Genomic DNA, 22,548 nt, shown 5'->3' with positions numbered 1-22,548 from the left:
AATGTCTGGAGAAACTATCATTCTTGACGGTAAAAAGGTTGCCGATGATATTAAAGAGGAGATTGCAGAACAAGTAACAAAAATAGTTGATCAGGGAGGAAAGAGACCTCATTTGGCAGCTATATTAGTAGGAGATGATGGTGCTAGCCATACCTATGTGAATAACAAGATTAAGTCTTGTAAAAAAGTAGGGTTCGAATATACACTGCTGAACTTTCCTGATAGCATAAGCGAAAATAAGCTCATGTCAGAGATTGAGCGTATCAATGCCGATGATGATATTGATGGTTTAATAGTGCAGTTGCCATTGCCAGAGCATATTTCATCTACCAAGGTTACAGAAAGAATAATGCCTGAAAAAGATGTAGATGGTTTTACTAACCTTAATTATGGTAAAATCACCTCTAAAAACCCAGGATTAATGCCTGCTACTCCTTACGGAATTGTTGAGCTATTGAAAAGATATGATATAGACATTCTGGGTAAGCATTGCGTAATGGTGGGTAACAGCCGTACGGTAGGTGCACCCATGAGCATCATTATGTCTTACCATGAAAATGCTACGGTTACAGTTTGTCATATTCACACCAAAAATCTGGAAGAGCATACTAAAAAGGCGGATATCCTTATTGTAGCTACCGGTAAGCCAGGTCTAATTAAAGGAGATATGGTGAAAGACGGAGTGATAGTGGTAGATGTAGGTATTACCAGAATAGCTTCAGATGATGCTCCCAGGGGTTATGTGTTAAAAGGAGATGTTGAGTTTGACGAAGTAGCACCTAAGTCTAGTTATATAACTCCAGTGCCAGGAGGAGTAGGGCCTATGACTATTGCCTCTTTATTGCTTAATACATTAAAAGCATCTCAAAGTAGAGCGAAAGGCAAAGTGCTTTAATTCCTGTTTCTTTATGGTATTTCTCGTTTCAGATTCATAAGTTTACTATGAACGTTACGATATGAAATTTTTTACCATACTTATAGGTTGTCTGTTTTGCTTTTTAGGGTCTTCATTTGCTCAGTTTCATACTAAGTCTAAAAAGGCCATTGCCTATTACCGTGAGGCAGATAATCATAGGGTAAGAGCTCAATATAAGGCCGCTGAAGAACTGCTTCAGCAGGCCTTAAAAAAAGACGATGAATTTCAAGAAGCTTATATGCTCTTGGCGTTAGTTTATCAGTCTACCGGCCGGCTAGAGGAGGCAGAGAAGCAAATGACTCATGCTATCTCTTTAGATGAAAAAAATTCACTGGTTTTATTTGAGCTTTCTAAGCTTTACCTGAGGCTTGGGAAGTATCATGAAGTGCTGGAAACTATAAATAGTTATCTGGCTTCTTCACCCACCAATAGAAATCGAATAAGAGACGCTAGAAAGATTAAGGAAAACGCTGAATTTGCTGTTCAGAATTTGAATGATCCTTCTTTGTTTAACCCACACCCTTTAAGCGATACTGTAAATGCCTTTCCTACTCAGTACTTTCCAATAGTAACAGTAGATCAAAATGCTATCATCTTCACACGCCGATTGGGTGCCTCCATGGATTATGATGAAGATCTGGTAATAAGCTATAAACAGGAAGATGGCAGCTGGGGCTTTGCCAAAAGCTTGTCAAAAAATATCAATACAGATGGTAATGAAGGAACCTGTACTTTATCAGCAGATGGGCGAACGCTAATATTCACTTCTTGCTTTGGTAGACCTGGATATGGTAGCTGTGACCTATATATGAGCAAAAAGATTGGAGATGAATGGACTGATCCTGTTAATCTTGGGCCTAAGATTAATAGTAGAGCATGGGAGTCTCAGCCATCACTCTCTGCGGATGGGCGAACACTTTATTTTGTTTCTAACAGACATACCGGAGATGTTGGGCATAGAGATATTTATGTGAGTCATAAAGATGAGAATGATGAATGGTCATCTCCAGAGAATTTGGGAGGAGCAATAAATACAATAGGAGAGAAAATTTCTCCTTTTATTCATCCTAATGGCGTTACGCTTTATTTTGCATCAAATGGTCATACCGGTTTTGGTGGGTTCGATATTTTTAGCTCAGAAAAAACAGAGGACGGCTGGACTCCCGCTAAAAATATGGGATTTCCTATAAATAATAGTGAAGATCAGTTATCTTTATATATAACCGCAGATGGAACCAAAGGGTATTATTCTCATGAAGATTTGCTGGTAGACCAGCGGAGAAGCATACTTTATGAGTTTGATGTGCCGGCGGATTCAAGGGTTAAATACAAGACCTCATATGTGAAAGGTCAGGTGTTCGATGCGAAAACCAAGGCTCCCATTAATGCAGAAATCCAGTTATTTGATTTAAAAAGAAATAAAAAAGTGTCACAAGTAAGTTCTGACTCAATCAGTGGAGATTATCTAATGGTTTTGACAGAAGGTGCCCAATACGGTCTATATGTAGAAAAAAGCGGTTATCTATATAAAAGCCTTTCCTTTAACTATGAGGAGCAGACCGAAGAACCTGTTACTATGGACATTTATCTGGACCCAATTAACGTAGGGATGAAAGTAGTGTTGAATAACATATTCTTCGAGTTAGATAGCTATCAATTGCATAACACTTCCTCTACTGAATTGAATCGTTTAATTGATTTTTTGAGCCACAATTCCATAATACGAGTTGAAATCAGTGGTCACACAGATGACTCAGGCTCTAAAGAGTATAACCAAAACCTGTCATTAAAAAGAGCTGAATCGGTATATAATTACCTGATTAAAAACGGAATTTCCTCAAAACAACTCTCCTATAAAGGCTACGGACAATCCTCCCCAGCCTACCCTAATACCTCAGATAAAAACCGCCAACTCAATCGCAGAATTGAGTTTAAAGTGGTGGATTGAATTTATTTGTGATGTTATCTTGAAAATAGTCAATTTGACTATATAGTACCCTTTGTAGGTGGAAAAGTTATAAAAAAATTTAGATTATGTTGATTTAGTACAAAATTAATTTTTATATTATTATCGAAATTGTACTAACATACATTTAAATCTAAACAAAACAATATGAAGAACTTTTTACTAATTGGTTTCGTGTTGCTGTGTTTTCTGCCTTTGGGAGAGGTGTGGGCGCAGCAAAGGAGCATCTCAGGTAAGGTGACCTCCGCCTCGGATGGATCGCCATTACCCGGAGTGAATGTTTTACTCAAGGGTACAGCTACAGGTACAGTAACTGATATCGATGGAAATTATACATTATCAGTTCCTGAAGAAGGAGGAACGCTTACTTTTTCATTTATAGGTCTATTATCTCAAGAAGTTGAAATAGGATCACGGACACAAGTAAGTGTTGAGATGTCTGAAGATGCTAAGCAATTAAATGAGGTAGTAGTAACTGCAGGAGGTATTGAAAGAGAGGCAAGAGGGTTAGGGTATTCCGTTGAAAATGTAAGCGGTAAGCAATTGCAGCAGGTGGCAGAGCCTGATCCTCTTCGTGCAATGCAAGGTAAAATAGCTGGTGTAAATATATCTGGGTCAGGGGGAGCAGCAGGTAGTGCTACAAGGATAACTATTAGGGGTAATTCTTCTTTATTGGGAAATAATCAACCGCTTTTTGTGGTGGATGGCATTCCATATAACAATAATACTAATGGAACCTTTAATCAATTAACTAGTGGAGGTGCTTATGGTAGTAGAATCGCAGATATTGATCCTAACAATATTGAATCAATGACTGTGCTTAAAGGAGCCGCAGCGGCTGCTCTTTATGGAACCCGAGCATCAAACGGTGTGGTAGTCATTACCACTAAAACAGGAAGAGCTAAAGCCGGGAAACAAGGTTTGCAAATAGCGGTAAATTCCTCTATAGCATTTGAGGAAATTGCTAACCTTCCTGATTATCAAAATACTTATGGGTCAGGTACCAATTATGCATATCAACAAGTTAATGGATCTTGGGGAGCACCTTTTATGGGTACTAGAAATTATGCTAATACCGAAACAATCCCACATTGGTATGCAGGAAGAGATGGGTGGGGAGGTTTGTATGATGATGTGGTTGTTCCATATCAGGCTTACCCAGACAATGTGAAGGATTTATTTGAAACAGGAATATTATTAGATAATTCAATTACTTTAACTGGGGGTAATGAAAAATCGGTTCTTACTACAACCTTATCCAGAAGTGATAATGATGGCTATGTGCCCAATACTAATTTTGCGAGAACCAATGTTAGTGTTGGTGGTCAGTCACAACTAGATAATGGTTTTAATGTTGGGGCTAATATCGCTTATACTAAAACGGTACAAGAAGGAGTACAGTCCGGTGTAGGTTTGTCTGGCTCAAATAATTCATCTGCTTTCGCCAGGGCATTATATCTGGGGCGAAATTGGGATGTGCAAGGGCAGCCTTATCAAAATCCAACTGATTTGGGAAGTGAATTTATGGTAGGAAGAGGTCAGGCGGATAATCCATATTGGTCCTATGAGAATGCGGGTTTTACTACTAATGTTGATCGGATTGTAGCCTCTTTGAACTTAGGTTATGAGATAAAGGATTGGTTAAAGGTAGCATATACAGCAGGGATTAATACTTATACTCAAAAAAACACGGACTTTATTCGTCCAGGTTCAACAGGGCCTTCTTCTAATCCTGGAGAGGGTAGGTTCATTTATGATTTGATACAGTTTGAAGAAATTGATGCTAACCTAACAGCAACATATGAAAATGATTTAAATGAAGATTTTCATTTGAGAGCTATTGTAGGTCATAATATTAATCAACGTACCTCAGATGGGCAGACTACTCAGGGAATTGGTTATGTGGATTTTGATATAGATGATTTAGATAATACAAATAATGTTACGCCTGGAGGTAGAGGGTATTCAAGAAGAAGAATAGTTGGTCTCTATACAGATATTTTACTTGGGTATAAGGATTATTTATATTTAGGAATAACGGCGAGAAATGATTGGTCGTCCACTTTGCCGGTGGATAATAGAAGCTTTTTCTATCCTGCAGTTACATTGTCAGCGATATTAACAGATGCTTTAAGTATTGAATCTAGTTTTTTAGATATGTTAAAAGTAAGCGCTTCTTGGGGTAAAGTGGGTAGTGATACAGATCCTTATCAACTAGCTCCAGTATTTATTATTAATCCTTCTGATGACACTCCTTTTTTAGGAAATCCTACAACGACTCTAACAAGTCAACAACCAGATCCTAACCTTAAGCCACAGCAAAAAACTGATTATGAATTTGGAATTCAGACCAATTGGTTAAATTATAGGGTAGGATTAGATGTGACTTACTATTATAGTGAGGCTGATAATCAAATAGCACCTATATCTTATCCTTCCTCTTCTGGCTATACTTCTTTTCTTACAAACTTTGGAGTGCTTACTAATGAAGGTATAGAGGTTACGTTAAAAGCTACCCCATTACAGTTATCAGGAGGGTTTCGTTGGGATTTGAATGGAACTTTTACACATAATAAAAACCTCATTAAAGAATTAGTGGATGGAGTTGAAGAAATTACTTTTGGTTCTGGATTTGCCGGAGGAGTTATAGCTACTCAGCGTGCTGGTGAAGAGTTTGGACTAATAAGAGGTACGGTTGATGTAAGAGATGATGAAGGTAATCTTTTGATTGACCCTTCTAATGGAGGATTAATACAGGCGCTTGAGCCTGCAATTATAGGTAATCCCAATCCGGATTTTATTGTAGGTCTTACAAATACCTTCTCTTTTAAAGGGTTTACATTGTCAGCTGTTTTTGATTGGACTCAAGGGGGAGATCTTTATTCTAATACAGTAATTTCATTGTTAGGTAGAGGAGTGACTACTGATACTGAAGATCGAGAAATGCCCCGAATAATTCCAGGAGTATATGGTGATCCTAATACGTTAGAGCCTATTCGTACAGAAGAGGGAGCTAAGATTCCAAACAGAACCATGATTGATGAAAATTCTTTATGGTTTGGGAATTCTTTTGCAATTAATGGCTCGGATGAATGGGGTGTTTGGGATGCAACTCGTTACCGATTACGTGAAGTCTCTTTAGCTTATGATTTTCCGCAGGCTTTGTTGAAAAACACTCCTTTTGGAAGTGCTAGAATTTCCCTTATTGGACGTAATCTTTGGTATTCTGCTCCAAATTTCCCTGAGGGAACTAATTTCGATCCAGAGATTAATCAATTTGGCTCATCTAATCAGCAAGGTTTTGAATATAGTGCAACACCTACTCCAAAAAGGTATGCAGTAGCTATCAGGTTTACACTCTAATTGAATTTACTATGAAAAGATATAAACTATATTTTTTGTTAATAATTATTACTGCCTTGAATGGCTGTGGTGATTTTCTAGACATAAATGAAGATCCTAATAACCCTGGTATTGATAATGCACCTGCGAGCCTTCTTTTATCAGGAGTTCAGGTGGATATGTCTGAGTCTTTGGGTATGCAAGTAGGTGGGTTGGGGCAGATTACTTCTTTGTATATGCATCAAATTGTTAGGCGGGGGTCCTTAAATGATTATGGGGTTTCTGGTAATGATGGAGGAATAACTAATCCATGGGATAACTTATTTGCCAATGTTTTAACTGATGTTGATATACTTATTAATGATGCTGAAGCAAGTGGGCAGTTGGGCTACTCAGGTGTAGGTAAGTTAATCAAAGCTTATACATATAGTATAATGGTGGATGTCTGGGGTGATGTGCCTTATACAGAGAGAGGATTGGGTCAGGAGAATCCAGCTCCAGTCTTTGATGATGGTGAAGATATTTATGCTGAAGTTCACTTGTTAATTGATGAAGCTATTGCCGATTTAAGTAGTGATACCCCTGGAGAGGTGGAAGGAGATCTTATTTATGGAGGAGAGTTAGATGAATGGATACGTTTTGGGAATACTCTAAAATTGAAGATGTATAATCAGGTTCGGTTAGTTCAGAATGTAAGTACAGATGTACAGGAGTTGATGGATGCTGATATGTTTATTGATGATATAGAATTTGATTTTGAGTTGAACTATGGTACATCGCAGTCTCCAGATGATAGAAACCCCGGTTATAGTCAGGAATACGCGGAAGGAGCCGCTTTCTATTCGGTAAGTCCTTATTTATTTGAAATCATGACTGGGCGTCAGACATTTTTTCCTCAAGAAGGGAACCCTTTGAATGGTATTTCAGATCCCCGAGCTCCATATTATTGGTATAATCAATTATCACCAGGAGAGGATGCTGAAAATCCTACTTCATATAAAGTAGGTGAATTCGTGTCTATATATGCATTTTCATTTAATATAGATCCAAATGAAGGGTTTGACCAATCTTCATCCAAGTCAATCTTGGGTCTATATCCTGTAGGTGGTGCTTATGATGCAGGAGAGGGTGGTACGGCTAGCTTTAGTGTTGGAAGAGGAGATGCTCCCCTAAGGATGCTTACATACTATGATGTCCTTTTTATTATGACCGAGTTAGCCAATGCTGAGGTTATAGCTGCTGATGAGAGAGTATTATTTGAGCAGGCAATGATCGCTGCATTTAATAAGGTTAATGAAGTGGCTTCTGCAGCCAGTGCTCCGACTATTTCTGATGCAGATAGAAATGATTATATAGATGAAGTATTAGCAATCTTTGATGGGGCTAATCAGGATGATAGGCTAAGGTTGATTATGACTGAAAAATGGATAGCAAGCTTTGGTTTTGGGGTTGATTCCTATACTGATTACAGAAGGACTGGGTACCCTTTACTTCATGATGGTAATACGGACAATCTTAACGTTACGGTAAGAACCAGGGATTATCCTGTGTCGCTCCCTTATAATATAAATGATATTTCACTGAACCCAAATGCACCACCTCAGAGAAGGACTGCTTTGGACAAAGTTTTTTGGGATAATTAAAAGAATACAATAATGAGAATAACAAATATATTATTAATAGCTATGATGGGTATTGCTGCGGCAGCCTGTCAAGATGATGATAAGGTCAGGGTGCCTGACCTGGAAGATGGGGCCAATGTTAGGATTCAACTGGATGCAGATTTTACAAACTTAAATTTTGATGATATTGCTAGCGCTCAGATTCAATACAATGTGTTTTCTGAGAATGAAAATATTGAAAGTATAGCAATTACTATGGTTTATAATAACGCACAAACTGGAGAGGTTAGTGATAGTATACCAGTTGTAACTTATACGCAATCTGATTTTCAAAATGGAGCAATAATGAATGAGACATGGACTGCAGCTGAACTTGCAAGTTTAATAGGGTTGTCAGGTCCTGAAGCATTTAATGGAGGTGATTATATGGAGTTTTTTAATACCACCACACTTACGGATGGTAGAGTGTTTCCTTCAGAAACCATTAATGGAAATTTAAATGTTCCTCCAGGGATAGTTAATTCTGCCGCCACGCAAATATTTTCTGTAGGTTGGACTTCTTTTGTTGCTTGCCCATTGCCTGTAAATTATGAAGGAACCTATAATGTAGTGTTAACTTCTGGGTGTGCAGATGGGTTCGTGCCTGATGATGGACCTAGTGGAACAGTGACTTTGACGCAGGAAAATGGACCAATATATACCTTAAGTGATTTTACAGTTTTTGGGTTTGATGGTAGAAGTGTAGAAGTGCTTTTTATTTGTGGAAGGGTATTGATTATTAATCAATCTCCTGGTTTGAGCTGCGGTACTGCAGATGTAGTATATAATACTTCTGTTTTAGGAGCTGGAACCTATGATCCTGAAGCAGAGGAATTAAGTTTTAGCTTGATTTATGATAGTGTTACAGCTTGTGGGGGGCCATTTGAAGGTTGTGAGAATCAATTTGTTATTTCTGCAGAATAAAATATTAAGAGATTATGAAAAATATTATATATATACTGTCATTAACACTTTTACTAATCTCTTGTGTTGATGATTATACAGATGCTAACCCTCCATTAAGATTGGATGGTCCTGCGCCATTTATTAGTTATGTGGGAGATGAAATTATAGCCACAGATACAGATGATGATACCTATACTTTTGTTCCAAATGGAGGTACAGCAAGGATAGAAGTACGAGTAGTTGATTCTCCTGGTTTAATTGATTCTGTTTCCGTGGCCTTTTCTAATATTCAAATTCCTACTAACTGGGGAAGTTACTCCGTTGAAGGTTTGGAGGCTGTTAGAGGGCAGTCTACAGGATCTTTTGTTGTTGTTTATCATGCGCCAACTTTAGATGAGAATAGTGCTTTTCTTATTGCTGAAGAAGAAATAGTGATAACTGTATATGATGCTCAAGAGGAGCCGAAAAGTGCTGACATAAGTACTGTTCCAACGTTGAAGACTCAATTTTCTATTGGATCAGATTGCTTTTCAAGTGAAAATTTGATTGGGTTTTATAGTACAATTTCTAATGGATATGACGCAATAAATGATGAAAATTATTCCAACTTGGAGGATACAGTAGAAGTATATATTTTGCCAAATGGAATAAATTCTCCTGGTTATTATCGACTTTCTGATGGCTCTTTTGGGCTCTATCCTTCCAGAGAAAGTGCAAATAATTTTATCAATTTCGATGTTTGTGGCACTCAAATATTGGATGCTGATGAAGAATTCGCAGATTCTTTTAGTGGCACTATCAATGCTGATGGAACTATTACTGTCAATTGGGAAAATGATGCTGGAGATACGGGTACATCTACAATGACTTATCTTCCTAATTATCAAGGGGGGGAATAGTTGTCCTGAAATTATTTTATGATCCTTTTAGGGATACTGAAAAGCATCAAGATAATTCTTGATGCTTTTTTATTATGTGTGCTTTTCATATCTATAAAACTTGGACCGAGTAAGGGACAGATGGAGAGTTGTCGTTAGTCTAAGAAAATTTTACGCCCCTCACTTTTTCTCCGGTATTAGTTAAGATTTTAGCTTGCAAATGAGTGTTTCCTCCAACTTTCGCAGGCAGCACTTATTTTGAATAAATAATCCTATCGTTTATTTGATAAGTTTTTTAAAAGTGTTTAGACATGACTTTTAGTTGATTTTTGATTTTTATTTTTAATTTATTTTTCGTTAAAAGTTTATTTGAAGTTCAATTTAGGTTATTGATTCTTTGATCTGTATCAGGCTTTTTAGAAATTTTCGAGCTGTGTTATATTTTGAATTGGGATATTTATTTGATGTAAAATTTTGCAGAAATCGTTTTCTGTAAAATTATAAGGTGCCTTATGTCGCTTTTTCAATACTTTTGATATAAATTAGTTGCTTCAAAATTATTTTCTAACTAAACAAAACAAATGAGAAAGTTTTTACTACTAATTTTCATGTTTGTGTTTGTGCTCTCGGGAAAGGACGCACTTGCACAAGGAAAAACGGTCTCTGGTACAGTTACTTCGGAAGAAGATGGTTCTGCGTTGCCGGGGGTAAATGTGGTGCTTAAAGGTACCACTACAGGGACAGTTACAGATATTAATGGGGCATTTAGGTTAAACATGCCTGAGGAAAATGGGACATTAGTGTTTTCGTTTATTGGGTTGACAACCAAAGAAGTTGAAGTGGGATCACGTTCTGTTGTGAATGTTGAAATGTCCTCTGACGTTACGGAGCTAACCGAGGTGGTTGTTACTGCTGGTGGTGTGGAAGCCAGAAAGAAAGAAATCGGTTATAGTGCCACTACTTTAAAAACCGATGATATTACTAAAGCTAAACCAGTTAATGCTGCTCAAGGATTGACAGGTAAAGTAGCAGGTTTACAGATTAATACTATTTCAAGTGGCGTTAATCCTAACGTGAGAGTAGTTTTACGAGGTAATCGATCCTTAACGGGTAACAATGAAGCATTGATCGTAATTGACAATGTAATTGTTCCTAATGATGTGCTTAGTACTTTAAATCCTCAAGATATTGAAGAGATGACTGTACTTAACGGTGCTACTGCAGCAGCGCTTTACGGTTCGGCAGCATCTAATGGAGCGTTAGTTATTACGACTAAAGGAGGACAAGCAGGTAAGCCTAAAATTAGCATTTCTCATACGGTAAATGTTGAAAGAGTGAGTTTTTATCCTGAGATGCAAACGCAATTTGGTTCTGGTACTGCAGGAGGATATCCTACTCAATATGTGGCTTACGAAAATCAGCAATATGGCCCTGCTTTCGATGGTTCTCTTAGACCAATTGGTAGGCCATTGGAAGATGGAAGTGTTCAAGAGGTAGTTTATTCTCCCACGAATGATAAAGAAGATTTTTGGGACACAGGTGTTACAAACCAAACTGATTTCTCAATTTCGGGAGGGACGGATAAATCCCAGACTTATTTTTCAGTTCAATATTTAAAGACTAATGGAACTACGCCAGAGGATGAATATACTAGGGCTTCTTTCAGGTTGAACGGTTCTCAGGACTTTACTGATAACCTGACGTTATCTTATAATACGAGTTATATTAGAAATAAGTATGATATTACTACCGCTACCGCAACTATTTATGATAACCTGCTTCAGACTCCTGCTCAAATTCCATTAACTCAATATGAGGATTGGGAAAATGATCCATTTGCCAACCCTAATGGATACTACAATGAATATTATGATAACCCTTATTGGACTATAGATAATAATAGGGAAGATAGAAAGGATAACTATTTTATAGGAAACCTTCAATTGAAATATGACCCATTAAAATGGTTGGGTGTTACTTATAGAATTGGAGTGACTTCTAGAAATAGAACTTCTAAGTATAAGTATGGAAGTTTTACTTTTTCAGATTATACTAAATCGGTTTCCTCAGCTAAAACTGATATTGTGGGAGGTATGTCTGATTATAGTTTTACAACTTCACAGGCTATTTCTGATTTGCAATTATTGTTTAAAAAATCTGCTGGTGATGATTGGTTCTTTAGCTTCCTAGCGGGAAATACAATTAGAATAAATCAATCTAAAGCTATGAACATATCAGGCGAAGGATTGGTGACTCCAGGCTTGTATAACATTTCAAATAGATTGGGGCAGCCAAGTGCTTCCGAATCTAATTATGAGGCACGTCAAGTAGGTACTTACGGGCAGTTGAAAATTGCATTTAAAGATTATCTATTCTTAACTGCAACTGGAAGAAATGACTGGGTGTCGATTTTGGCTCCTGATAATAGGTCTTTTTTCTACCCATCTGTGGCACTTTCATATGTAGCTTCTGATGCTATTCCTATTATTTCAGAAAGTAGTGTAATCAATCAGTTGAAGTTAAGAGCTTCTTGGTCAAAGGTAGGGCAGGTGAACTTGGGTAATGAGAGTAATTTTGGGGCTTATGCTCTATCTTCTACTTTTGGTCCTTCTAATGGTTTTCCTTACGGTAGTTTAGCAGGATATGTACTTAATGATCAGATCGTATCCCCAAGCCTTAAGCCAGAGATGACAACAGGCTATGAAGCGGGTGTTGATTTCTCCGTTTTAGATAACAGGGTGTCAGGTTCAGCTACTTGGTATAAAACTTCAACCACAGATCAAACAGTTGCAACAGGAGTTTCTACTACTACTGGGTTTTCTTCTTATTTGCAAAATACAGGAGAGGTTGGTAACGAAGGTATAGAGGCATTGTTGAATGTTGTTGCTTATAAAAGTGATAATATTGAGGTGAATGTAGGAGCAAACTATACTTACAATGACAACTGGGTGGAATCTATAAGTGGTGATCTGACACGCTTACAGCTTTCTTCAGGTGGCCAGGCTCAGGTTTATGCTGTAGAGGGTGAGCCATTTCCCGTGTTATTAGGAACTACCTATGAAAGAGATGATCAAGGCCGCGTTATAGTTGATGCAGAAACAGGCTATCCTTCAACTAGTGATGATTTGGTCAATTTAGGAAATACAGTACCTAAGCATAGGTTAGGATTAACAGGAGGTCTGAGTTACAAGAATTTTAGTTTATCATTTCTATTTGAGTATAGGGGTGGATATAACATATTATATAATGGAGGAAGCAGCTATGACTTCTCTGGTTCTGCAATTACCACTGCTTATTATAATAGAGAAAGATTTGTATTCCCTAATTCTGTATATGAAGATCCGGAAAACCCAGGTTCATACATAGAGAATACAAATATTACAATTGAGGATGGTGGATCTACATTTTGGTCAAGTGGTAGTTACCGAAGGAATGTAGCTGATAATTATGTGGTGTCAGGAGATTATTGGAAGTTAAGAGAAGTGGCTATAACATATAATTTACCTGCTTCTGTATTAGCTAAAACTAAAGTCGTTAAAAGTGCTAGCCTAACATTACAGGGACGTAATTTATTTTTATGGACTCCTAAGTCTAATATTTATACCGATCCTGATTTTAATTTCAATGAAGGTAACGCAATAGGGATTGTGACTTTATCCTCTACTCCTCCAACAAGGTTTTATGGAGCCACTCTTTCTCTAACATTTTAAAGAACTTTAGTTTATGAAATATATAAAATATTTATGCGTCTGGGCTGCTGCCTTGATCATCATATCTTGTGACGATTTTTTAGGAGATAATGAAAATCCTAATACGCCAACGGAGGCCTCTCCTGAAGTGGTCTTGCCTAATGCTCTTACCAGTACAGCTTCATTAACTCGTTATTTTAGTTCTACAGCAGGTTGGGTTGTGGGTATCTTTGTAAATGCTGGTGGCTATGGTGGCTGGGGTGATGTGGTTTATTATAACTACACTACAAGTAGCCATGCGGGGCCTTGGGAATCTGCTTTTGATGATCTTAATAATTATCAATATATTATAGATCAGACTGAAGGTGATAGTACTCAGGCTTATGCTAATGGTATTGCTAAGGTAATGAGAGTCTATGATTATCAAATGTTAGTTGATTTTTATGGAGATGTTCCTTATTCGGATGCATTAAGTGGTGTAGATAATCTGATGCCTACTTATGATGCTCAAGAAGATGTATATCAGGATTTAGTGCTTACGTTAAATGAGGCAATAGATCAGTTTCAGAATTCTGAATTTTCTAATTCACCTGAAGGAATAGATATCGTTTTTAATGGAAATATGGAATCTTGGGCGCAATTTGCTAATACATTGAAGTTGAGATTATTAATCAGGATGTCAGAGACTAGTTTAGCTTCTTTTGCTCAAGAGCAGTTCTCAGGTATGGAAACTGTGGGATTCATTACTGATGATGTAGTTTTAAACCCTGGCTATGGTGAGGTTTCAGGTCAGCAAAACCCATATTGGGAAACATATGTGCAAAATGCTAGTGGAACTGCTGCTGGATCAGGAAGATCCAGTATAGCTAGCGAATATACGTATGCATTTTATGATGGAACTAAAATAAATGATCCTTACAGAGGTGCGGTGGTTTATAGAGAATTTGGAGAAACTCCAATAGGTCAGTTAGGCGATTTAAATAATAACCCTACCGCACCTAGTTCTCCAAACCCGTCATGGTTAAGTAATTATGAAACTCATATAGGTGTGCTTAAAGGACCAGATGCGGGAGTGGCGTTGATGTTAGCGTCTGAAAGTTATTTTCTGCAGGCTGAAGCATATATGAAGGGGGCTTTAAGTGGTGATGATGAAGATGCTTATGAAAACGGGATCATGGCTTCATTTAGGTATTTATATGAGGATGCCTCTGGAAATATTGGATCCAATGTAGATCTGGATGATGAAGATGTGACGGTAGAGTTTGATGTTGAAGAGGATGTAGCAGCATATTTACAAGAGAATAATACTAATCCTCTAGTCAATTATTCGTTAGCCAACTCCAATGAAGAAAAGTTGGAAGCAATTATAACTCAAAAGTATATTGCGCTTAATTTCTTAATGGCGCAGGAAGCTTGGAGTGAATTCAGACGTACTGGATACCCTTCAGTAGCCAATGGTTCCACTAATCCTCAGTCTACATTTGCATCTATTTTATCTACTTCTCCTAGAGCTGATAGATTGCCTATTAGGTTTTTATATCCTGCAAGTGAGTTTCAGTTGAATAGTGATAATGTGCCTCCAGGAGTTGATCAATTTACAACGGCCATATTCTTTCAAGGTGAGTAGTTTAATAAATCAAAGAAATTGAAATTATGAAAAGAATAAATTTTAAATATATAATAGGCTTATTGTCTTTGACTTTGATGCTATCTTCTTGCTTGGATGAAGATCCGATGATGGATCCAGGGCAATCGGAAGGTATTATTGAGTTGTTCGACATCTCATCATTATTGAGTAATCCTACCGGAAATAATTTTCCTCACATTTATGATAATGCACATGATATAGCCGAAGAGGGGCGTAGTTTTAACATTATTGTTAGTCATTCAGGGACTAATGCAGCTCCTGAGGATATTTCAGTAGAAGTCGAAATGGATCTCGATCTTTTGAATGCTTATAATGCAGAGTTGGAAGAATATAATTTAGAACACCCGGATGATGAGGAGGTTTTACTTCAGTTATTGCCAGACTCATTATATTCTATAGTAGGTCAGGATGATTTTAATGCTTTTATCCCAAGAGGAGAGAGAAAGGATAGTATTGAAATTTGGTTGGATACTTATCATTTTAATCCATCAGTAAAGTATGCAATACCATTGACTATTAGGTCAGCTTCATCTGGAACTATTAGTGGTAATTTTTATCAAGCTCTTTATGTCGTTAGTGTTCGGAATGCGTATGATGGTGAATATCGTAATGAGTATGTATCAAATATATCGGGATACCCAGAAGGTACAAATACTATTGAATTAACGACGACTGGTGAATTTAGTGTCGTTATGGGCTTAATTGGTGTGTATTCTAATGAAGTATTTATTGAAGTTCATGCTGACGATGATTGGGATTCAGATACAGAAGAAGGACGAAGAAGAAATCCAGTTACTGTGGAATGTCCTTCTTTAGGAACTGTGACTACTGATGGATCAAGTTACTGGGATAATGAAACAGAAACCTTTTATTTAAGTTGGTATACTTCTGGTGGCTATGTGTTTGAGCAGACCTTGACTAAAAATTAGATGTAATATAACAAATCTTTTGCAATAAAAAAGGAGGCTACAAAGCCTCCTTTTTTATTGCAAAAGATTTGAGCTGGCTGTAGGGGGAGGATTCGAACCTCCACGGAGCAGTTAGTTCCCATTGCTATTGGATGCATTAAGGAATTTATCCTGTCGTCTCCACCCTCGAGACCGGAGGGCATGTCTGCCAGTTTCAACACCCTACAGTGTTTCTGTTTTGATGGTCCAAAGGTAATGAAGTGCTTTTATTTTTAAAATATTATTAACTAATCACTTAATTATTTATAATATTTTTAATAATATTGAGTATTGAATAAAAGCTACACAATTAAAGAATATTTTTATGCCTGCGAATTACGAAATTGATAATGTAGATCTTAAGATTCTTGAAATCTTACTAAAAAATGCCAAAAAACCATACACGGAAGTAGCCAAGCAAGTGTTTGTTTCAGGAGGTACTGTGCATGTGAGAATGAAAAAGCTGGAAGATATGGGGGTAGTAGAAGGAACTACGCTTAAGATCGATTATACTAAGCTTGGATATGATATCACTGCTTTTATTGGCATTTTCCTTTCTAAAAGTGAATTGTATGATCAAGTAATAGCAGCCTTAAAACAGATTCCTGAGATTATTAATGTGCATTACACTACTGGTAATTACAGTATGTTCGCTAAAATCCACTGTAAAGACACGCAGCATCTAAAAAATGTGTTGCATGATAAAATACAGCGTGTAGAAGGTATTGTGAGAACGGATACCATGATTTCATTAGAGGAGAGTATAAATAGAAATATTCAGCTGGAAATGAAAGATCATTGAGCTTACCTATGAATCCATAGCATTTATCAATCTTAAAAAAGCCTAATTGGGGAACCCTAAAGTATAGATTTTGTTGTACATTTGCGTATCAATTTGACATTAGTCTAAATACTGTATGAGCAAAGACAACGAAATTTTAGAACAGTTTACCTCTAAAGAATATGAGCACGGATGGAATATTGATTTGGAAGCAGATCAGGCTCCTAAAGGACTCAGTGAAGAGATAATACACTTTATTTCAGCTAAAAAGGAAGAACCTCAATGGCTTCTTGATTGGAGATTAAAGGCTTATCGTGCCTGGACTAAAATGGAAGAGCCTGATTGGGCTAACGTAAACTTTCCTAAAATTAATTACCAGGATATTATCTATTACTCTGCTCCTAAGCAAAAAGCTAAGCCTAAAAGCTTAGATGAGATAGATCCTGAGTTATTGGATACTTTCAAGAAGCTCGGTATTTCTTTGGAAGAACAAAAAAGACTTACAGGCGTGGCTGTAGATGCTGTTTTAGACAGTGTTTCAGTGGCTACTACCTTTAAAGATAAACTAGGAGAGTTAGGTATTATCTTTTGCTCTTTTAGCGAAGCAGTGAAGGAACATCCAGATTTAGTTAAAAAATATCTGGGATCAGTTGTTCCTCAAGGAGATAATTATTTCTCAGCATTAAACTCAGCAGTATTTTCTGACGGTTCATTTTGTTATATTCCCAAGGGTGTAGGATGCCCAATGGAGTTAAGTACATATTTCAGAATTAACGCAGCTAATACGGGTCAGTTCGAAAGAACTTTGATCGTGGCCGAAGAAGGTTCTTATGTGAGTTATTTGGAAGGATGTACAGCTCCTCAAAGAGATGAAAATCAGCTGCATGCTGCCGTAGTAGAAATATACGTGCAGAAAGATGCAGAAGTAAAATATTCGACTGTACAAAACTGGTATCCTGGAGATAAAAATGGTAAGGGAGGTATATATAACTTCGTAACCAAAAGAGGGATTTGTGCCGGCGATAATGCCAAAATTTCATGGACACAAGTGGAAACAGGCTCATCAGTAACCTGGAAATATCCTTCATGTATCTTAAAAGGAGATAACTCTACCGGAGAGTTTTATTCTGTGGCTGTAACCAATAACATGCAACAGGCAGATACTGGTACTAAAATGATCCATATTGGTAAAAATACCAAATCAAGGATTGTCTCTAAAGGTGTTTCAGCAGGTAAGTCTCAAAATAGCTATAGAGGTCAGGTAAAGGTGATGAAAAGAGCAGAAGGCGCTCGTAACTTCTCACAGTGTGACTCCTTATTAATGGGTGATCAGTGTGGAGCTCATACCTTCCCGTATATAGATATAGAAAATAAATCAGCACAGGTAGAGCATGAAGCTACCACTTCTAAAATTGGAGAGGACCAAATCTTCTATTGTACCCAAAGAGGAATAGATGAAGAGAGTGCCATAGCACTAATTGTGAATGGATACTGTAAGGAGGTTCTTAACCAATTACCAATGGAGTTTGCTGTAGAAGCTCAGAAACTTTTGGCCTTAACACTAGAAGGCAGCGTGGGTTAATCTCCACTACAAAGGACTAATCACTAGTCTTACATTTAAAGTAAATCACTTAGAAAATAACATATACTTATAGAATGCTTAAGATAAAAAACTTACACGCATCAATAGAAGGCAAGGACATTCTTAATGGCATCAATTTAGAGATAAAGCCAGGAGAAGTTCATGCTATCATGGGACCTAACGGATCAGGAAAAAGTACGTTAGCTTCTGTATTAGCAGGTAGAGAGGAATATGAAGTTACTGATGGAGAGATTGAGTATCTTGGAAAGGATCTTTTAGACCTGTCTCCTGAAGATAGAGCGCGTGAAGGAGTGTTTTTGGCATTTCAATATCCTGTAGAAATACCAGGAGTGAGCACTACTAACTTTTTGAAAACCGCCATAAATCAGATTAGAGAATATAGAGGTCAAGAGCCTTTAGATGCTGTTTCTTTTCTTACTACTATGAAAGAGAAAATGAAATTGGTGGAAATTGACCAGTCATTACTTAGCAGGTCTCTAAATGAAGGGTTTTCTGGAGGGGAGAAGAAAAGAAATGAAATTTTCCAAATGGCGATGCTTGAGCCTAAACTTTCTATACTTGATGAAACTGATTCAGGTTTAGATATAGATGCCCTAAGAATAGTGGCAAATGGTGTTAATAAGCTTAAAACCAGTGAAACCTCTACCATTGTGGTTACTCACTATCAAAGACTTTTAGATTACATTGTTCCTGATTTTGTACATGTGTTGTACAAAGGAAAAATCGTGAAAAGTGGAGATAAAAACCTTGCTCTGGAACTTGAAGAAAAAGGTTATGATTGGATTAAAGAAGAGGTAGATACTGCTACTGCGTAGAACAGTTTTAACATGAGTGACATCTTAAAAGAAACAAGTCTGGAAGATAAATTTATTACTCATTTCAACGAGCTTGAATCCAGAATAAATGGTGAGAGTAAGTCAGCTTTTCATGGTATTAGAAAAGAGGCGCTTGAATCATTTAAAACCTTAGGATTACCAGGTAAAAAGAATGAGGAGTATAAATATACACCGGTGCAAAGAGTTCTGAAAAAGAACTTTGATTTTAACGCACCTGCATCACAAGCATCTATTTCTGTAGATGATATAAAGGATAGCTACATTCCCGGGTTAAAAACAAATACCCTTGTTTTTATCAATGGGGTATATTCTGAAGAGCATAGTAATATCATCAGCAAGGAAATAATCATAAAGGATATCAAGCTTGCTTTAAAGGAAAATAAGGATGATATAGATGTTTATTTGGCTAAATATGCTGATTACAAGCAAGATGCTTTTGTAGCATTAAATACTGCTTTGGCAGAAAATGGGTCTTTTATAAAGTTGGAGAAAAACACAGTTATAGAAGAGCCTATTGCATTATATTTTATAAATGATGCTAATAGCAAGCAGGTACATGCCCAGCCGCGAAACCTATTTGTGGCAGGAAAAAGCAGTCAGGCATCGTTTATCGAGGTATTTAAAACTGCCGGGGAGCAAGTAAGCTTTACTAACGTAGTGACTGAAATAGTGGTGGATGAAAATGCGCATATTGACTATTTCAAAATTCAAAATAATGACAACACGGCCTATCATGTAGGTACTACCCAGGTATGGCAAGATCGTTCAAGTTATTTTGCTGCCTACACTTTTACGTTAAGTGGAGCTTTAGTGAGAAATAACCTCAATATTACTATTGATGGAGAAGGCTGTGAGTCTCATATGTTTGGTTTATATCTATTAAATGGAAATACCCATGTAGATAACCATACTGCCGTAGATCATAGACAGCCTAATTCATTTAGTAACGAGCTTTATAAAGGTATAATGGAAGATCAGTCGCACGGCGTATTTAACGGTAAAGTATACGTTCGTCAGGCGGCGCAAAAGACTAATGCTTTTCAGTCTAATAAGAATATATTATTAAGTAACGAGGCAATCATCAATACTAAGCCTCAGCTTGAAATTTGGGCTGATGACGTGAAGTGTTCTCATGGTTGTACTACCGGCCAGTTAGACGAAGAGGCTTTATTTTACCTTCAGTCTCGTGGTGTGGGTAAGGAGAGAGCTAGAGTATTATTGCTTTATGCTTATGCTGCGGAAATACTTGAGAATATAAAATTAGAACCTCTTAAAGATTACTTGGAAGGCTTAGTGTCCGAGAGATTGCATAAAAATTTTTAAAATATGGCTGAAGTGAGTCAGGAAAGTAAGAAAGTTCTTGATGTGCAGGAAATTCGTAATGAGTTTCCTGTTTTAAATCAGGATGTGAACGGAAAACCTCTTGCCTATTTTGACAATGCGGCTACTACACAAAAACCTCTACAGGTTATTCAGGCTTTAGAGGATTATTATAAAGGCTACAACGCTAATATTCATAGAGGCATACATACACTGGCAGAGAAAGCTACCAAGGCTTTTGAAGAAACCCGTGAGGTGCTACATCAGTTTTTAAATAGTAAAGAGAAAGAAGAAATCATCTTTACAAAAGGAACTACAGACTCTATTAATCTTGTGGCTTCTTCTTTTGGAAGAAGGTTTATAAATGAAGGTGATGAGATTATAGTTTCTGGTTTAGAACATCACTCTAATATAGTGCCTTGGCAGATAGTAGCTGAAGAGCGAAAAGCCATAATAAAAGTGATTCCTGTACTTGATAATGGGGAGTTAGATTATGAGTCATTTGAAAAACTCATATCTAATAAAACTAAAATGGTAGCCGTAAATCATGCTTCTAACAGTTTGGGTACGGTCAATGATCTGCCCAGAATTATAAAAGCGGCTCATCAGGTTGGGGCTAAGGTGTTAGTAGATGGCGCACAAGCTACTGCTCATATAGAGTTAGATGTACAAGCTCTGGATTGTGATTTCTATGCCATATCAGCTCATAAATTTTATGGGCCTACTGGTGCAGGTGCCCTATATGGTAAGAGAGAGCTTTTAGAAGAGATGCCTCCGTACCAAAGTGGAGGAGAAATGATAAAAGATGTTAGTTTCTCTGGAACTACCTTTAACGATATTCCGTATAAGTTTGAAGCTGGAACGCCCAACATTGCAGATATTGTTGCTCTAAAGGAAGCTGTTCATTTTGTAAACCGCATTGGTAAGCAAACTATAGCCGCTCACGAGCTTAAATTGCTAAAATATGCTGCGGAGTCTATGTCTAGTATCAAAGATCTAAAACTCATTGGTACAGCGTCAGATAAGGTGAGTGTGCAGTCTTTTGTAATTGAAGGTGTACATCATTTTGATATCGGGCAGATGTTAGATGCAAGAGGTGTAGCTGTAAGAACAGGGCACCATTGTACACAGCCTTTAATGGAGCGTTTCGGAATAGAAGGAACAGTAAGAGCTTCTTTCGCAGTTTATAATACCGTAGAGGAGATAGATAGAATGATAGAAGGGCTGGAACGAATAGTAAAGTTTATGAAGTAATGGCAGATAGTATAAAAGATATTCAGGATCAAATTATACAAGAGTTCTCTATTCTTGATGGAGATATGGAAATGACTAATTTCTATATTATGGAGCTAGGTCAGAAACTAACTCCAATGAAAGAAGAGGATAAAACTGATGATAACATTGTGAAAGGGTGTCAATCTAAAGTGTGGCTTACTGCTTGGTTAGACGACAATAAAGTCTTTTTTGGAGCAGATAGTAATACAGCTATCACTAAAGGTTTAGTAAGCTTACTTACCAGAATATTTTCAGGCCAAACTCCAGATGATATAATTAACGCTGAACTTTATTTCCCTCAGGAAATAGGTATGGATAGATTCATAGGTACTCAAAGATCTAATGGATTTGGAGCTATGATCAAGCAAATGAAGCTATATGCTTTAGCTTTAAAAAGTAAGATAGAAGCCTAAACTTTAATTTATATGAGTGAAGAAACAAAACAGGTAGAAGAGACTTTAAGGGATAAGGTGGTAAATGCACTTAAAACAGTGTATGATCCTGAAATTCCTGTAGATATATATGAATTAGGCCTTATTTATGAAATTAGTGTACACCCTATTGATAACGTGTACATTTTAATGACCTTAACATCACCCAATTGCCCTGCAGCAGAGTCTATTCCTGCTGAAGTAGAGGCGAGCATAAAAAGTATAGAAGGTGTTAATGATGTGAATGTAGAAATCACGTTTGACCCTCCATATACTCAAGATATGATGTCTGAGGCTGCCAAGTTAGAATTAGGATTTTTATAAATCGTTATAGTAAAAAGAATAAAGA

At 37.1% G+C, this 22,548-nt stretch carries 16 protein-coding genes and 1 tRNA gene; 16 read left to right on the top strand and 1 reads right to left on the bottom strand.

The features are described 5' to 3' along the window. The first annotated feature begins 1 nt into the window (after nt 1). From LVD15_RS01280 to LVD15_RS01240, 9 genes are all read left to right on the top strand, one after another. Complete coding sequence (locus LVD15_RS01280) at nt 2-895, top strand: bifunctional 5,10-methylenetetrahydrofolate dehydrogenase/5,10-methenyltetrahydrofolate cyclohydrolase (protein WP_233778483.1); 894 nt, start codon at nt 2-4, stop codon at nt 893-895. Nucleotides 896-956: 61 nt separating this feature from the next. Further along, on the top strand, nt 957-2,864 hold the full coding sequence (locus LVD15_RS01275) for an OmpA family protein (RefSeq protein WP_233778482.1): 1,908 nt from the start codon (nt 957-959) through the stop codon (nt 2,862-2,864). A 165-nt stretch (nt 2,865-3,029) separates the two neighbouring features. Continuing rightward, on the top strand, nt 3,030-6,245 hold the full coding sequence (locus LVD15_RS01270) for a SusC/RagA family TonB-linked outer membrane protein (protein WP_233778481.1): 3,216 nt from the start codon (nt 3,030-3,032) through the stop codon (nt 6,243-6,245). Between the two features lie 11 nt (nt 6,246-6,256). Further along, the gene (locus LVD15_RS01265) at nt 6,257-7,867 is read left to right on the top strand and encodes a SusD/RagB family nutrient-binding outer membrane lipoprotein (protein WP_233778480.1); all 1,611 of its coding nucleotides are present in this window, start codon (nt 6,257-6,259) and stop codon (nt 7,865-7,867) included. 12 nt (nt 7,868-7,879) lie between these two features. Further along, nucleotides 7,880-8,809: a hypothetical protein gene (locus tag LVD15_RS01260; RefSeq protein WP_233778479.1), complete on the top strand. Its 930-nt coding sequence runs from the start codon at nt 7,880-7,882 to the stop codon at nt 8,807-8,809. Nucleotides 8,810-8,823: 14 nt separating this feature from the next. Continuing rightward, nucleotides 8,824-9,690 (top strand): hypothetical protein, encoded by an 867-nt coding sequence (locus LVD15_RS01255; RefSeq protein WP_233778478.1) that lies wholly within the window; start codon nt 8,824-8,826, stop codon nt 9,688-9,690. Between the two features lie 560 nt (nt 9,691-10,250). Beyond that, complete coding sequence (locus tag LVD15_RS01250; RefSeq protein WP_233778477.1) at nt 10,251-13,379, top strand: SusC/RagA family TonB-linked outer membrane protein; 3,129 nt, start codon at nt 10,251-10,253, stop codon at nt 13,377-13,379. A 13-nt stretch (nt 13,380-13,392) separates the two neighbouring features. Next, nucleotides 13,393-14,985, top strand: coding sequence for a SusD/RagB family nutrient-binding outer membrane lipoprotein (locus LVD15_RS01245; protein WP_233778476.1), 1,593 nt, complete (start codon nt 13,393-13,395; stop codon nt 14,983-14,985). A 26-nt stretch (nt 14,986-15,011) separates the two neighbouring features. Then, nucleotides 15,012-15,935 (top strand): DUF1735 domain-containing protein, encoded by a 924-nt coding sequence (locus tag LVD15_RS01240; RefSeq protein ID WP_233778475.1) that lies wholly within the window; start codon nt 15,012-15,014, stop codon nt 15,933-15,935. A gap of 74 nt (nt 15,936-16,009) precedes the next feature. On the opposite strand, the gene LVD15_RS01235 is transcribed toward LVD15_RS01240, so the two are convergent. Next, nucleotides 16,010-16,141: transfer RNA gene (locus tag LVD15_RS01235), tRNA-Asp, on the bottom strand. Nucleotides 16,142-16,278: 137 nt separating this feature from the next. Here LVD15_RS01235 and LVD15_RS01230 point away from each other — a divergent pair. From LVD15_RS01230 to LVD15_RS01200, 7 genes are all read left to right on the top strand, one after another. Next, nucleotides 16,279-16,755, top strand: a complete 477-nt coding sequence (locus tag LVD15_RS01230; RefSeq protein ID WP_233778474.1) for an Lrp/AsnC ligand binding domain-containing protein — start codon at nt 16,279-16,281, stop codon at nt 16,753-16,755. Between the two features lie 115 nt (nt 16,756-16,870). Then, entirely contained in the window at nt 16,871-18,316 is a 1,446-nt protein-coding gene (gene sufB, locus LVD15_RS01225) for a Fe-S cluster assembly protein SufB (RefSeq protein ID WP_233778473.1), read from the top strand. 74 nt (nt 18,317-18,390) lie between these two features. After that, on the top strand, nt 18,391-19,152 hold the full coding sequence (gene sufC, locus LVD15_RS01220; RefSeq protein WP_233778472.1) for a Fe-S cluster assembly ATPase SufC: 762 nt from the start codon (nt 18,391-18,393) through the stop codon (nt 19,150-19,152). Nucleotides 19,153-19,164: 12 nt separating this feature from the next. Further along, nucleotides 19,165-20,496 carry a Fe-S cluster assembly protein SufD gene (sufD, locus tag LVD15_RS01215; RefSeq protein WP_233778471.1) on the top strand — a complete coding sequence of 444 codons (1,332 nt, stop codon included), beginning with the start codon at nt 19,165-19,167 and terminating at the stop codon, nt 20,494-20,496. Between the two features lie 3 nt (nt 20,497-20,499). Next, nucleotides 20,500-21,747 carry an aminotransferase class V-fold PLP-dependent enzyme gene (locus tag LVD15_RS01210; RefSeq protein ID WP_233778470.1) on the top strand — a complete coding sequence of 416 codons (1,248 nt, stop codon included), beginning with the start codon at nt 20,500-20,502 and terminating at the stop codon, nt 21,745-21,747. Continuing rightward, on the top strand, nt 21,747-22,181 hold the full coding sequence (locus LVD15_RS01205) for a SufE family protein (RefSeq protein ID WP_233778469.1): 435 nt from the start codon (nt 21,747-21,749) through the stop codon (nt 22,179-22,181). The genes LVD15_RS01210 and LVD15_RS01205 overlap by 1 nt, the downstream gene beginning before the upstream one ends. A 12-nt stretch (nt 22,182-22,193) precedes the next feature. Then, the gene (locus tag LVD15_RS01200) at nt 22,194-22,523 is read left to right on the top strand and encodes an SUF system Fe-S cluster assembly protein (protein WP_202243802.1); all 330 of its coding nucleotides are present in this window, start codon (nt 22,194-22,196) and stop codon (nt 22,521-22,523) included. Nucleotides 22,524-22,548 lie beyond the last annotated feature (25 nt).

The sequence above is a fragment of the Fulvivirga maritima genome, assembly GCF_021389955.1.
Taxonomy (GTDB): domain Bacteria; phylum Bacteroidota; class Bacteroidia; order Cytophagales; family Cyclobacteriaceae; genus Fulvivirga; species Fulvivirga maritima.
Note: the sequence above shows the minus strand (reverse complement) of the source record. Positions and strands in the feature narration are given on the sequence as shown.